This window comes from Streptomyces sp. PL-25 (assembly GCF_058344915.1).
The window spans coordinates 2,302,179-2,315,710 of the sequence record NZ_CP136997.1 but is presented as its reverse complement, the minus strand read 5'-3'; the positions used below and the strand labels follow the sequence as shown (position 1 = coordinate 2,315,710).

10 protein-coding genes are annotated in these 13,532 nt (G+C 73.2%); 8 read left to right on the top strand and 2 right to left on the bottom strand.

Features of this window, described 5'->3' with window-relative positions; all coding sequences use genetic code 11:
• Positions 1–2 precede the first annotated feature (2 nt).
• The 4 genes from R4Z62_RS10310 to holA all read left to right on the top strand — a co-directional run bounded on the left by R4Z62_RS10310 (position 3) and on the right by holA (position 5,121).
• Positions 3–2,528, top strand: coding sequence for a ComEC/Rec2 family competence protein (locus R4Z62_RS10310; protein ID WP_491519638.1), 2,526 nt, complete (start codon positions 3–5; stop codon positions 2,526–2,528).
• A 221-nt stretch (positions 2,529–2,749) separates the two neighbouring features.
• A complete protein-coding gene (locus R4Z62_RS10305) occupies positions 2,750–3,631 on the top strand; it encodes a YceI family protein (protein WP_382846779.1) in 882 nt (293 codons plus the stop codon).
• Between the two features lie 163 nt (positions 3,632–3,794).
• Positions 3,795–4,049 carry a hypothetical protein gene (locus R4Z62_RS10300; RefSeq protein ID WP_037874304.1) on the top strand — a complete coding sequence of 85 codons (255 nt, stop codon included), beginning with the start codon at positions 3,795–3,797 and terminating at the stop codon, positions 4,047–4,049.
• Between the two features lie 82 nt (positions 4,050–4,131).
• Positions 4,132–5,121, top strand: a complete 990-nt coding sequence (gene holA, locus R4Z62_RS10295; RefSeq protein ID WP_216826768.1) for a DNA polymerase III subunit delta — start codon at positions 4,132–4,134, stop codon at positions 5,119–5,121.
• Between the two features lie 168 nt (positions 5,122–5,289).
• On the opposite strand, the gene R4Z62_RS10290 is transcribed toward holA, so the two are convergent.
• The gene (locus R4Z62_RS10290; RefSeq protein WP_382846782.1) at positions 5,290–5,529 is read right to left on the bottom strand and encodes a MerR family transcriptional regulator; all 240 of its coding nucleotides are present in this window, start codon (positions 5,527–5,529) and stop codon (positions 5,290–5,292) included.
• On the opposite strand from R4Z62_RS10290, the gene R4Z62_RS10285 reads away from it, so the two are divergent.
• Complete coding sequence (locus R4Z62_RS10285) at positions 5,519–5,857, top strand: EthD domain-containing protein (RefSeq protein ID WP_491519637.1); 339 nt, start codon at positions 5,519–5,521, stop codon at positions 5,855–5,857. The two genes, R4Z62_RS10290 and R4Z62_RS10285, sit on opposite strands and share 11 nt — an antisense overlap.
• A gap of 256 nt (positions 5,858–6,113) precedes the next feature.
• On the opposite strand, the gene rpsT is transcribed toward R4Z62_RS10285, so the two are convergent.
• Positions 6,114–6,380 (bottom strand): 30S ribosomal protein S20, encoded by a 267-nt coding sequence (gene rpsT / locus R4Z62_RS10280; RefSeq protein ID WP_381743205.1) that lies wholly within the window; start codon positions 6,378–6,380, stop codon positions 6,114–6,116.
• A 222-nt stretch (positions 6,381–6,602) separates the two neighbouring features.
• Here rpsT and lepA point away from each other — a divergent pair, with 222 nt between their 5' ends.
• From lepA to R4Z62_RS10265, 3 genes are all read left to right on the top strand, one after another.
• The gene (lepA, locus tag R4Z62_RS10275) at positions 6,603–8,471 is read left to right on the top strand and encodes a translation elongation factor 4 (protein WP_064533107.1); all 1,869 of its coding nucleotides are present in this window, start codon (positions 6,603–6,605) and stop codon (positions 8,469–8,471) included.
• Between the two features lie 308 nt (positions 8,472–8,779).
• A complete protein-coding gene (locus R4Z62_RS10270) occupies positions 8,780–10,654 on the top strand; it encodes an AMP-dependent synthetase/ligase (RefSeq protein ID WP_064533106.1) in 1,875 nt (624 codons plus the stop codon).
• A gap of 261 nt (positions 10,655–10,915) precedes the next feature.
• Positions 10,916–12,808 carry a SpoIIE family protein phosphatase gene (locus R4Z62_RS10265; protein WP_491519636.1) on the top strand — a complete coding sequence of 631 codons (1,893 nt, stop codon included), beginning with the start codon at positions 10,916–10,918 and terminating at the stop codon, positions 12,806–12,808.
• Positions 12,809–13,532 lie beyond the last annotated feature (724 nt).

The following is a 13,532-nucleotide window of genomic DNA, read 5'->3' as shown; positions in this document are numbered from 1 at the left end:
CGGTGCACCTCGCCTCCGGCCATCGGCTCGGTGCCTCCCACCCCCGGCAGGAGGGCCCGCCCGACCTGCGGCTGGTGCCTCCCGCCCTCGCCGCCTGGGCGACCGCGGCCCTGGCCCTGGACGCCTCCGTGCGCCAGGTGACGGCAGCCGTCGTGGCCTGCCTCGCCGTGGGAGCCCTGCTCCTCCTGCGCCGACCCCACCGGGACCGCCGCCCGACCCCCTGGCTGCGCACCGCCACCGCGCTCGCGCTGCTCGCCGCCGCGGCGGCCGCCGCCTCCGCGGGACTGCACGCCGCGGACGTGCGGAGCGGACCGGTCCCCGGCCTGGCGCGGCAGTACGCGACGGTGACCGCCGAGGTGGAGCTGACCTCCGATCCCCGGCTCACCCGGCCCCGGGTCAGCGGCGACCACATGGCACCGGTCTCCGTGCTGGCCGAGGCGGAGGTACGGCGGATCCAGCGACCGGGCGGAGCCGCGGCGACGACCCGCGCGCCGGTGCTGGTCCTCGTGAGCACCCGCGCTCCGGCCGCCGAGCACAAGGCGACCACCGGACCGCGCACGGACGGATCCGAGGCCCGGAACACATCCCCCTGGCTGGGACTGCTGCCGTCGACCCGGCTGCGGGTGACCGGGCGGCTGGCGCCCCCGCTGACGGGCGGCGACCGGATCGCGGCGGTGCTGCGGGTCCAGGAGGCCGGGGCGGGCGGGGCGGCCCCCGAGGTGACCGAGGGCCCCTCCGCGCCACAGCGCCTGGCGGGCCGGCTGCGGGCCGGTCTACGCGCGGCGACGGACGGCCTGCCGGGGGACGCGCGCGCCCTGTTGCCGGGACTGGTCGTCGGGGACACCTCGCGGATCACACCCGAGCTGGACCAGGCGTTCAAGGACACGGACCTCGCCCATGTGCTGGCCGTCTCCGGGAGCAATCTCACGATCCTGCTCGCCCTGCTCATCGGCCCGCCCGGCCTCGCCCCGCACGCCGAACGCCGGGGCCTGGCACCGCGGCTCGGCCTGCCGCTGCGGGCCACCGCGCTGGCGGGCTCGGTGCTCACCCTGGGGTTCGTCGTGGTGTGCCGGCCCGACCCGAGTGTGCTGCGCGCCGCGGCCTGCGGATCGGTGGTGCTGCTCGCCCTCGCCACGGGACGGCGCCGGTCGCTGCTCCCGGCCCTGGCGGCGGCCGTCCTGCTGCTGGTGCTCTACGACCCGTGGCTGGCCCGCAGTTACGGCTTCCTGCTGTCGGTGCTGGCCACCGGAGCGCTGCTCACCCTGGCTCCCCGGTGGAGCGCGGCGCTGCGGCGGCGCGGGGTGCCCGCTCGCCCGGCGGAGGCGCTGGCGGCGGCGGCCGCCGCCCAGGCGCTCTGCGCGCCGGTGGTCGCCGTGCTGTCGGCCCGGGTGAGCCTGGTGGCGGTGCCGTGCAACCTGCTGGCGGAGATCGCGGTGGCGCCCGCGACGGTGCTGGGCTTCGCGGCCCTGGCGTGCGCACCGGTCGCGATGCCGGTGGCCGAGGCGCTCGCCCGGTGCGCGCGCTGGCCCGCCGCCTGGATCGCGTGGGTGGCCAGGACCGGCGCCGCGCTGCCCGGCGGGGGAGTGGACTGGCCGGGGGACTGGACCGGGGCGCTGCTGCTGGCGGTGGTCACGGCCGTACTCGTCCTGCTGGGCCGGCGGTTGCTGCACCGGCCCTGGCTGTGCGCCGCCTGCGGGCTGCTGCTCCTGGTCGCGGTGGTGCAGCCGCCGCCGCTGGCCCGGGTGCTCACCGGCTGGCCGCCGCCGGGGTGGCGGTTCGCGATGTGCGATGTGGGGCAGGGCGACGCGACGGTGCTGGCGGCGGGCCCCGGCGCCGGTGTGGTGGTGGACGCCGGCCCCGACTCCCGCCGGGTGGACCGCTGTCTGCGCGCGCTCGGCGTCACCCGGGTCCCGCTGCTCGTGCTGACCCACTTCCATGCCGATCATGTGACGGGTCTGCCCGGTGTGCTGCGAGGGCGCCGGGTGGGCGAGATCGAGACCACGGCCTACGAAGAGCCTCCCGAACAGGCGGCGTTCGTCCGGCGGGAGGCGGCGCGGCGGGGCATCCCCCTCACCCGCGCCGTCGCGGGCGAGGAGCGGCGCACCGGCGATCTCGCCTGGCGGGTGCTCTGGCCGCCCGCCCGCCCGGCTGTCGCCCCGGCCGGCCCCAACGACGCCAGCGTCACCCTGCTCGTCCGCTCCGGCTCCCTGAGCCTCCTGCTCCTCGGCGACCTGGAGCCTCCCGCCCAGCAGCAGTTGGCCCACTCGCCCGACGCGGCCCGGCTGGCCCGCGTCGACATCCTCAAGGTCGCCCACCACGGCTCGGCGTACCAGGACCCCGAGCTGACGCGCCTCGTCTCCCCGAGAGCGGCCCTCATCTCCGTCGGCGCGGGCAACACCTACGGCCACCCGTCCCCGCGTACGGTCGCCGCCCTGCGCGCCCAGGGCGCCGCGGTCCTGCGCACCGACCGCGACGGCGCGCTCGCGGTCACGGGCGAGGGAGCGGGGGTGCGCGTGGTGCGGGACTGACGGGGCGTGGGGTGACGCACGGCACCCGCCGACGCACCCCCGGGCGCGGGGCGAAACCGTTCCCTGAACGGGAAATTCAGGTCACACCCGGCTACTCGTGCGAGAGGCGTCACATGTGTTGGTTTCCCATGATGTGTCACCGTGTTGCCTCGAATACCTCAACGGTGATCGAATGATTCTTCGGAAACAGGTGTTGTCACATCGTGCAGAGGGTGTCGTAGATGATCGGCCGCTTGCTGGGAAGCCGTACGAAGCGAGTGCAACGGACGAGTCCCCTGGCGGCGGTGCGGACCCCACCGGACGCCGGGGTGCTCAGCTGCCGGGTGCTCGATCCGGTCAGCCAGCCGGTGCCGCAGGCGGAGTTCGCGGTGATGGACAGCGCGGGGCGCAAGGTGGTCGGCGGCGGGACGGACCCGTTCGGCTCGTTCGTGGCGGCGGTGCCCGCGGGGGAGTACCGGCTCGCCGTGTCCGCCGAGGGGTACGCGCCCTACCGGGCCGCCGCGACCGTCACGGAGAGCTCGCTCACCTCTCTCGGCGATGTGACGTTGCAGGTCGCGCAGCCGCCCGAGCTGCCCGCGCCGGGCGACTGGGACATCGAGCCCACGCACTCCTCGATCGGCTTCACCGCCCGGCACATCGGACTGGCCCGGATCCACGGCCGGTTCAACTCCTTCGCCGGGGTGCTGCGGGTCGCCGAGGACATCGAGCAGTCGGCGATGCACGTGGTGATCGACGCGGCGTCCATCGACACCAACGTCAGGATGCGCGACGACCACCTGCGTTCGCCGGACTTCCTGGACGTGGCGCGGTTCCCGACGCTGGAGTTCTACGGTGACCGGTTCGCGCACCGCGGCGGCAACCGGTGGGCGATCACCGGCGCGCTCTCCCTGCACGGTGTGACCCGCACGGTCACCCTGGACACGGACTACCTGGGCCTCGGCCACGGCATGGAGGGCGAGGTGCGGGCGGCCTGCCGCGCCACCGCCGAGCTGCACCGCGACGACTTCACCGTCAGCTGGCAGACGATGCTGGCGCGCGGCATCGCCGTGGTCGGCCCCACCATCAAGGTCGAACTCGACATGCAGATCGTGCCCAAGGGCTGAGACCGGTCGGCTCGCCGGTGCCGGGGGGCGGCGGCGGTGACGGCCGGGGGCGGGTCCGGGGCCGGTGCCCGGCGGCGGTGCTGCTCCACCGCGTCCAGCGCATCCAGCGCGTCTGCCCCGTCCGCCGCGTTCGCAGCGTTCGCAGCGTTCTCCATGTCCGACAATGGCGTGCGTGAGTGACGTGAGACATGTCCTGGTGCTGCCCGACCGCGATGCGGCCCAGGAGGCGGCCGAGGAACTGGCGGAGCGGTTCGGCATCAGCGAGGAGCCGCAGCTCGTACGGGACGCGCTGGCCGGTGAGGACGACGCCGAGGACGCCCAGTGGCTCGTCGTCCTGCGCGACGAGGAGGAGCGGCTGGACGCGGCGGAGCTGGACGCGTTCGCGGGCGAGTGGGACGGCTGGCGCGAGGAGCCGTAGCGGCCGGAGCGCGCACGGAGCGTCCGGCCGCGGCGGGTGCGCGGCGCGGGCGTTGTCAGTGGCCCGTGGGATGCTTGTCGCGATGGCCAGGAAGACTGCGAATGACGACCCTCTCGCTCCGCTGACGCTCGCCGTGGGCCAGGAGGAGCTGCTGCTCGACCGCGCCGTGCGGGAGGTGGTGGCCGCCGCCCGCGCCGCCGACGCCGACACGGACGTACGGGACCTCACCCCCGACCAGTTGCAGCCCGGCACCCTCGCCGAGCTGACCAGTCCCTCGCTCTTCGCCGAGCGCAAGGTCGTGGTCGTACGCGCGGCGCAGGACCTGTCGGCCGACACCGTCAAGGACGTGAAGGCGTATCTGGCCTCGCCCGCCGAGGAGATCACGCTCGTGCTGCTGCACGCGGGCGGCGCCAAGGGCAAGGGACTGCTGGACGCGGCCCGCAAGGCGGGCGCGCGGGAGGTGGCCTGCCCCAAGATGACCAAGCCCGCCGACCGCCTCGCCTTCGTGCGCGGCGAGTTCCGGGGTCTGGGCCGCTCGGCGACGCCCGAGGCGTGCCAGGCGCTGGTCGACGCGATCGGCAGCGATCTGCGCGAGCTTGCGTCGGCGGTGTCCCAGCTGGTCGCCGACGTGGAGGGGACGATCGACGAGGCCGTCGTCGCCCGGTACTACACGGGCCGCGCCGAGGCCTCCAGCTTCACCGTCGCCGACCGGGCCGTGGAGGGCCGCGCGGCCGAGGCCCTGGAGGCGCTGCGCTGGTCGCTGGCGACCGGGGTGGCGCCCGTGCTGATCACCAGCGCGCTGGCGCAAGGCGTGCGCGCCATCGGCAAGCTGTCCTCCGCGCGCGGCGGACGCCCCGCCGATCTGGCGCGCGAGCTGGGCATGCCGCCGTGGAAGATCGACCGCGTACGCCAGCAGATGCGCGGCTGGACCCCGGACGGGGTCGCCGTGGCCCTGCGCGCCGTCGCCGAGGCGGACGCCGGGGTGAAGGGCGGCGGCGACGACCCCGAGTACGCGCTGGAGAAGGCCGTGGTGATTATCGCCCGCGCGGCCCGTTCCCGGGGACGCGGCTAGGACCTGTCCGGCCGGTCATGGCGAAGACGCGGGGTGCGGCACGTACATCCGCGCCCACAAGGCACTGTTGCCTCCCTTCACCATGATTGGCCGGACTCCACGTCGCAGGTGTCTTCCTGTGGTCCGCTGTCTTCCTGTCGTCCGCGCGCTGATCCGATCACCCCCGCGTCACGGACCGTCGTCCGCCGACCGGGTCAGGTAGGCGTGGTTGTCCTCAATGAGGTGGTCCAGCGCGGTCCTGGCGGCAGCGAGGCCGTCGATGGCCTCGGACAGCCGGGCCCGCTCGCGGCCCATGATTCTCAGTGCCTGCCGCGCCCTGTCCTCGGTCGGCTCGGACATGCAGGGCGCCATCTCGGCGATGGTGCTGCTGGGCACGCCTGCTGCCAGGAACGCCTGTATGAGGCGCACCCTCATCTTCATGATCAACCGCGTCGAGGGAATGTCGCACGAGCGTTTCGTCGAACACCACCGCAACCAGCACGCGCCGCTGTTCACCTCCATCCCGGAGGCGGAGCGCTACGTGCGCAAGTACACCGTGTCCCACCCGGTCCCCGCCGAGAACTATCCGCCCCGGGCCTACGACGGCCTGACGGAGATCTGGTTCGAGAACTGGGAGGATCACGACGCCTTCTTCGCCTCCGAGAACTACCGGACGCTGGTCAACCCCGACGAAGCACGCTTCATCGACATGGAATCGGTGGCCGTGATGGTCACCGAGGAGAAGAAGGTCATGTGATGGGCTGACTCGACAGACGGATACCGGCTCAGCTCCCACAGCCGGCCCCACGTGCACGTTGACACCCGGGCCTACGGGGGGGCACACCGAAGGCCCCGGACGCGCTCCCTGGGGAAGGGAGGCGGCCGGGGCCTTCGGTCATGCTGGTGAGCCCATGCCCGCGTGGCGAACGCAGGCCGCGCACAGGCTCTGGGTGCCGTCCGGGGGCGGATGAGAGAGGGCCCGCCCGGGTCCGTCCGGCGTCAAGTCAGGGAGTTCAGCCCTTGAGGGTCGCGACCTTGATGGCCAGCGCCGACTTCTTGTTGGCGGCCTGGTTCTTGTGGATGACGCCCTTCGAGACGGCCTTGTCGAGCTGACGCGCGGCAGCGCGCTGGTACTCGGTGGCCTTCTCGACGTCACCCGCGGCAGCGGCCTCGCGGGCCTTGCGGATCGCGGTCTTCAGGGAGGACTTGACGGCCTTGTTGCGCAGCCGAGCCTTCTCGTTGGTCTTGATCCGCTTGATCTGGGACTTGATGTTCGCCACGAATGAGCCTTCTCTTTCGAAAATTTTCCGGTGTGCCTCGCGCCGAGAGGGCATGAGACACAGCCCCCCACGTTACCAGCGCCCCGTTCCACGGCCCAAACCGGTCGCCGCTCCCCGGCCGCCGCCGGACATGGGACCATGGAAAGACTACGTATCGATCCGACCCGAGACCGCAGACGGACAAGCACACGTATGCGGACGCCTCAAGAATCAGGACCCTGCGTGCCCGCGACCCCCAGCCATGTGCCCGAGCCGAGCCGTACCGACCCGGCGCTGATCCGCAACTTCTGCATCATCGCGCACATCGACCACGGCAAGTCCACTCTCGCCGACCGGATGCTCCAGCTCACCGGTGTGGTCGAGCAGCGGCAGATGCGCGCTCAGTACCTCGACCGCATGGACATCGAGCGCGAGCGCGGCATCACGATCAAGTCCCAGGCGGTGCGACTGCCGTGGGCGCCGACCCACGACCCCGGCAACACGCACATCCTCAACATGATCGACACGCCGGGGCACGTCGACTTCACCTACGAGGTCTCCCGCTCGCTCGCCGCCTGCGAGGGGACGATCCTCCTGGTCGACGCCGCCCAGGGCATCGAGGCGCAGACCCTCGCCAACCTCTATCTGGCGATGGAGAACGACCTCACGATCATCCCGGTCCTCAACAAGATCGACCTGCCGGCCGCGCAGCCGGAGAAGTTCGCCGAGGAACTGGCGAACCTGGTCGGCTGCGACCCGGACGACGTGCTGAAGGTCTCCGCCAAGACGGGCCTCGGCGTGGAGGCGCTGCTCGACCGTGCGGTCGAGCGCATCCCCGCCCCGGTCGGCGTCAAGGACGCCCCGGCCCGCGCGATGATCTTCGACTCGGTCTACGACTCCTACCGGGGCGTGGTGACGTACGTCCGAGTCATCGACGGCCAGCTCAACAAGCGCGAGCGGATCCGGATGATGTCCACCGGCGCCACGCACGAGCTGCTGGAGATCGGCACCAACTCCCCGGAGATGCTGCCGGCCGACGGCCTGGGCGTCGGCGAGGTGGGCTATCTCATCACCGGGGTGAAGGACGTCCGCCAGTCCAAGGTCGGTGACACCGTCACCAGCCAGCACAAGGGCGCCACCGAGGCCCTCGGCGGGTACAAGGACCCCAAGCCGATGGTCTTCTCCGGCCTGTACCCGCTGGACGGCTCCGACTACCCGGAGCTGCGCGAGGCGCTGGACAAGCTCCAGCTCAACGACGCCGCGCTGGTCTACGAGCCGGAGACCTCCGCCGCGCTCGGCTTCGGCTTCCGCGTCGGCTTCCTCGGCCTGCTGCACCTGGACGTGATCCGCGAGCGCCTGGAGCGCGAGTTCGGCCTCGACCTGATCGCCACCGCTCCCAACGTGGTCTACCGCGTGATCATGGAGGACGGCAGCGAGATCACCGTCACCAACCCGAGCGAGTTCCCCGAGGGGAAGATCGCGGAGGTGTACGAGCCGGTCGTGCGCGCCACGATCCTCGCGCCCACCGAGTTCATCGGCGCGATCATGGAGCTGTGCCAGACCCGGCGCGGCACCCTGCTCGGCATGGACTACCTCTCCGAGGACCGGGTCGAGATCCGCTACACCCTGCCGCTCGCGGAGATCGTCTTCGACTTCTTCGACCAGCTGAAGTCCAAGACGCGCGGCTACGCCTCCCTGGACTACGAGCCCACCGGCGAGCAGAGCAGCTCCCTGGTCAAGGTCGACATCCTGCTGCACGGCGACAAGGTGGACGCGTTCTCCGCGATCACCCACAAGGACCAGGCGTACGCGTACGGCGTGCGGCTCGTCGCCAAGCTGCGCGAGCTGATCCCGCGGCAGAACTTCGAGGTGCCCGTCCAGGCCGCCATCGGGTCGCGCGTGATCGCCCGCGAGACCATCCGCGCCATCCGCAAGGACGTCCTCGCCAAGTGCTACGGCGGTGACATCTCGCGTAAGCGCAAGCTGCTGGAGAAGCAGAAGGAGGGCAAGAAGCGCATGAAGATGGTGGGTTCCGTGGAGGTTCCCCAGGAGGCGTTCATCGCGGTGCTCTCCAGCGACGACAGCGGGGCGTCGGCCAAGAGCAAGAAGTGACCGCGCGGCTTCGCCGTGCCCGGCCGCCGCGGCGGCGGAGCGGGTGCGGAACCGGGTGAAAAGGGGCCCGTCGCACGACAGTGCGGCGGGCCCCTGCGCATGCGCGTGGTAGCGCTCTGTGGGAAGTCTCAGGCCACAGCCCCTTACGCGGTGGCCGGTCGCCCTCTACCCTGATGCCTGCCCGCTAGTTACTCGTGAGTTAAACAAGCCGGCTCCGCCGGCCGGACCACCAGCCCAGCCACCACCCGTGAGTCAACCCAGCCGCACCTGAGCCAGCCGCCGCACTGCCGCGGGCCCCGGAGGATGTCGTGAGCGACGCACAGACCCTGATCGAGAACCGTCCGCCGTCCGTGGCGGCCCTCTTCCTGGAGCGCGTGGCGGCCACACCGGACGCCGAGGCCTACCGCTACCCCGTGCCGCCCTCCTCGGGCGAGGGCCCCGACGAATGGCGCTCGCTGAGCTGGGCGCAGGCCGCCGAGCGGGTGCACGCCATCGCCGCCGGCCTCATCGAACTGGGCGTACGGCCCGAGGAGCGCGTCGCGCTCGCCTCGTCCACGCGCGTGGAGTGGCTGCTCGCCGACCTCGGCATCATGTGCGCGGGCGCGGCCACCACCACGGTCTACCCGCAGACCAACGCCGACGAGTCCGCCTTCATCCTCGCCGACTCCGAGAGCCGGGTGCTGATCGCGGAGAACGCCGAGCAGCTGGCCAAGGCGGCGGACCGGCGCGCCGAGCTGCCCGACCTGCACCACGTCGTCGTGATCGACCCGGCGGGCGTGGAGAGCGGCGAGTGGGTGCTGACCCTCGCCGAGCTGGAGGAGCGCGGCGCCGCCTACCTGGAGAAGCACCCGGAGCTGATCAAGGAGCGGGTCGGCGCGATCACCAAGGACCAGCTCGCCACCCTCATCTACACCTCCGGCACCACCGGCCGCCCCAAGGGCGTCCGCCTGCCGCACGACAACTGGTCGTACATGGCCAAGGCCATCGCCTCGACCGGTCTGCTCGGCCCCGACGACGTGCAGTACCTGTGGCTGCCGCTCGCCCATGTCTTCGGCAAGGTCCTCACCTCCGGACAGATCGAGCTGGGGCACGTCACCGCCGTCGACGGCCGTGTCGACAAGATCATCGAGAACCTCCCGGTGGTCCGGCCGACCTACATGGCCGCCGTGCCGCGCATCTTCGAGAAGGTCTACAACGGCGTCGCCGCCAAGGCACGCGCCGGCGGCAACGCCAAGTACAAGATCTTCCAGTGGGCCGCCGAGGTAGCGCGCGAGTACGGCAAGGTCACCCAGGACAACTTCAGGCGCACCGGTGTGCACACGGCGCCGTTCGCGCTGGCCGCCCGGCACAAGGTCGCCGACGCGCTCGTCTACGCCAAGATCCGCGACGCGTTCGGCGGGCGGCTGCGCGCCTGCATCTCCGGCAGCGCCGCCCTCGCCCCGGAGATCGGCTACTTCTTCTCCGGCGCGGGCATCCACATCCTGGAGGGCTACGGCCTCACCGAGTCCTCCGCCGCCTCCTTCGTCAACCCGGGCGAGGCATACCGCACCGGCACCGTCGGCAAGCCGCTGCCCGGCACGGAGGTACGGATCGCCGGGGACGGCGAGATCCTGCTGCGCGGCCCCGGCATCATGCAGGGCTACCACAAGCTGCCCGAGAAGACCGAAGAGGTGCTGGAGTCCGACGGCTGGTTCCACACCGGAGACATCGGCGAGCTGTCCCCGGACGGCTATCTGCGCATCACCGACCGCAAGAAGGACCTCATCAAGACCTCCGGCGGCAAGTACATCGCGCCCGCCGAGGTCGAGGGCCAGTTCAAGGCGGTCTGCCCGTACGTCTCGAACATCCTCGTCCACGGCGCCGACCGGAACTTCTGCACCGCCCTCATCTCGCTGGACGAGCCCGCCATCCTCGAATGGGCCGCGGAGAACGGCCTGCGCGGCCGCTCCTACGCCGAGGTCGTCGCCGCCCCGCAGACCGTGGAGCTGATCGACGGCTACGTCCGCCAGCTCAACGAAGGTCTCCAGCGCTGGCAGACCATCAAGAAGTTCCGCCTCCTCCCGCGCGACCTCGACGTCGAGCACGGCGAGATCACCCCGTCCCTCAAGCTCAAGCGGCCGGTGGTGGAGCGGGCGTACAAGCATCTGATCGACGACATGTACGCGGGGACCCGGGAAGCCTGACCGCCCCGCCGCCCCACCCGCGCGGCTCCGCCGGACGCCCGGTCGCAGTCGGCCGTCCCGGGCCGCAGCCGGACGCCCCGGATCGCCTACGCCCCCTCGGAACGGTCCCGAAGTGGCCGGAAACGTTCGGGTCCGTGCGCTCCCCGGCGGAGTTCTCGCGTGGGGCGGTCCAGTTCGGTAACCCGGTGCTTCGGAGCGTGGTCGGTCTGTCACCCTGGCGGCGATGACCGACCTTTCGTCCGATTGCTCGGGGAGCTGTAGATGGGGGCCATTCCGACGCAGCGGGAGACGGGGTTCCGCGCCGGTGAGCCGGGCGCACGCCGGTGCGCGGAGGCAGCCGGGGAGGTGTGCGCGACCCTGCCCGGCAGCCCGGTGGCACCCGGCTCCGCCCGCGCGCTGGTGCGCACCGCGTTCACGAAATGGCGCGATCTCGGCCTCGCCGTCCCGGAGCGGCTGGCCGACGAGATCCTGGTCGTCGTCAGCGAACTGGTCACCAACGCCGTCGTGCACGCGGGCACCCAGGCCGAGCTGAGCTGCCGCCGGGAGCCCGACACCGGCGCGTGCGTGGTGGAGGTCACCGACCGGCACCCCTCGCGCGCCCCCCGCGGCCACGGCCAGGAGACGGCGTACGAGCCCCCGGAGTACGGCCGCGGCCTGCGGCTGGTCGCCGCGCTCGCGCAGGAGTGGGGCATCACCTACCGGACCGGCGCCAAGACGGTGTGGGCGCGGCTCTCCGCCGACGAGCGGCAGCCGGACGAGGAGGGCGCCGCCGCCGGGCCGGGCACCGAACCCTGCCTCGGCGTCGCCGAGATCCTCGCGCCCGAACCGCAGCGCGCCGAACGCGACCGCGAGTGGCTGGGCCGCGGCGCCCTGTCCTTCCTCGCCGAGGCGTCCGACCTGCTCGCCGGGCAGCTCGACGAGGACCTCGTCGCCTCGCTCACCGGCCAGCTCGTCGTGCCGCGCCTGGCCGACTGGTGCGCGGTGTGGCTGGAGGACGAGTCCACGGCGCGCGGCGGTCTGTGGGGCGACGGCACCGGCGCGCCCGGCGGCCGCCTCGCCCGCGTCTGGCACGGCAGCGAGAACCACCTGGAGCAACTGCGCCTGGCCCTGGAGAAAGACCCGCCCCGGCCCGCGGACGACGCGCCGGGCTCCGGTCCCGTGCCCTACCCGTGGCCCGGGGCGGCCCTGGGCCCGCGCGAGGCGGACGGCGCCGCGCTCGCCTACCGGCTGGTCGCCGGGGGCCGCCCGCTGGGCACCCTCGTCATCGGCCGGGTCGGACTGCCCCGCTTCCCCGACGAGATCACCGGCCTGGTGGAGGACCTCAGCCGCCGGGTCGCGCTCGGCATCGGCGCGGCCCGCCAGTACGCCCGGCAGGCCACCATCAGCGCCGTCCTCCAGCGCGGACTGCTGCCCGGCGCGGTCGCCGAGATCCCCGGGCTGCGCAGCGCCCTCGTCTACGAGCCGTGCGACCAGGGCGGCCCGAGCGGCGACTTCTACGACCTCTTCCCGGCGGGCGACGGCCGCTGGTGCTTCGCCGTCGGCGACGTCCAGGGCAAGGGCCCGGAGGCCGCCGTGGTCATCGGGCTCGCCCGGCCCTGGCTGCGGCTGCTGGCCCGCGAGGGCTACGGCGTCCCCGACGTCCTGGACCGCCTCAACCAGCTCCTCCTTGACGACGCCACCGAGGCCGCCGACGCCGCCGCCCGCGCCCTGGCCGGCCCCGTCGCCCCCGGCGACGCGCCGCAGACCCGCTTCCTGTCCCTCCTCTACGGCGAGCTGGCCCCCTTCGAGGGCGGTGTCCGCTGCACCCTCGCCTGCGCCGGGCACCCGCTGCCGCTGCTGCTCACCCGGGGCGGCGACGTCCGCACGGTCGCGCACCCGCAGACCCTGCTCGGCGTCATCGAGGACGAGACGTACCTGTGCGACAGCTTCGAGCTGGCCCCGGGAGACTCCCTCCTCTGCGTCACCGACGGGGTGACCGAGCGCCGCTCCGGCTCCCGCCAGCTCGACGACGGCGACGGCCTCGCCGCCGCCCTCGCCGACTGCGCGGGCCTGGACGCCGACCTGATCGCCGACCGCATCCGAGACCTCGTGCACGGCTTCGGCGAGTCCCCTCCCGAGGACGACCTGGCCCTGCTGGTGCTCCAGGCCCAGTGACGGGGCCCGAGGCGGTCGGAGGAACACCGGTCACACCCCGCGCCTGTCGGTCCTGCCCGCCGACCGTGCTCCGGTGGGCGGGCAGGACTCCGACGGCGCCGCGGGCGGCGAGCGGGACGCCGGGTGCCGGTGGTGCCTCGGTCCGGCCGTGTGAGCGCCGTGCGTGCCCCGCTGCCCGGAGAGCGGACGGCCCACGCACGGCCGGGCCGTGCCCGTGACCGGCGTACGGTCGCCGCCCGGGGCGCGCGGCCGGTGCCCCGCCCGACGACAGGAGCGTGACGAGCGCAGAGCCTTCCGTCCGGAAGCACCCGGCGTCCGGCCTGCCGACCGGAGCACGGCCGGCGTTCGACCAGTGGACCGGGCCCCCTCGCCCGCGCCCGCCCACCGCCCGGAGCATGGCCGGCATCGGCCCGCCACCCCGAGCCGACGCCGGTCGTGCCCCCGGCGGCAGGCGGGACATCGATCACGCTCCGGGCGGCAGGCGGACAGCGCTCATGCTCCGGGCGGCAGGCCGTCACCAGCGATGCCCCGGCCCGCCGGTCGCGAGCCGGACACACCCCCGGCCTCCGACGCGTCGCCGTTCCTGCCCGGCTCACCGGCCGACCGCCGCTCACGCTCGCGGGCGGCCGACGGAACCCCGTTCCTGCCCAGGCTCCCCGGCCGACCGCCGCTCCCGGCCTCCCGGCCTCCCGCTTCCCGGTCTTCCGGCCTCCCGGCTCCCCGG

What these genes read in the sequence shown, in the direction of transcription:
- R4Z62_RS10305 (WP_382846779.1), top strand. Translation starts at nt 2,750, where the DNA reads ATGATCGGCCGCTTGCTGGGAAGCCGTACGAAGCGAGTGCAACGGACG.
- R4Z62_RS10300 (WP_037874304.1), top strand. Translation starts at nt 3,795, where the DNA reads ATGGCGTGCGTGAGTGACGTGAGACATGTCCTGGTGCTGCCCGACCGC.
- holA (WP_216826768.1), top strand. Translation starts at nt 4,132, where the DNA reads ATGGCCAGGAAGACTGCGAATGACGACCCTCTCGCTCCGCTGACGCTC.
- R4Z62_RS10285 (WP_491519637.1), top strand. Translation starts at nt 5,519, where the DNA reads ATGAGGCGCACCCTCATCTTCATGATCAACCGCGTCGAGGGAATGTCG.
- R4Z62_RS10265 (WP_491519636.1), top strand. Translation starts at nt 10,916, where the DNA reads ATGGGGGCCATTCCGACGCAGCGGGAGACGGGGTTCCGCGCCGGTGAG.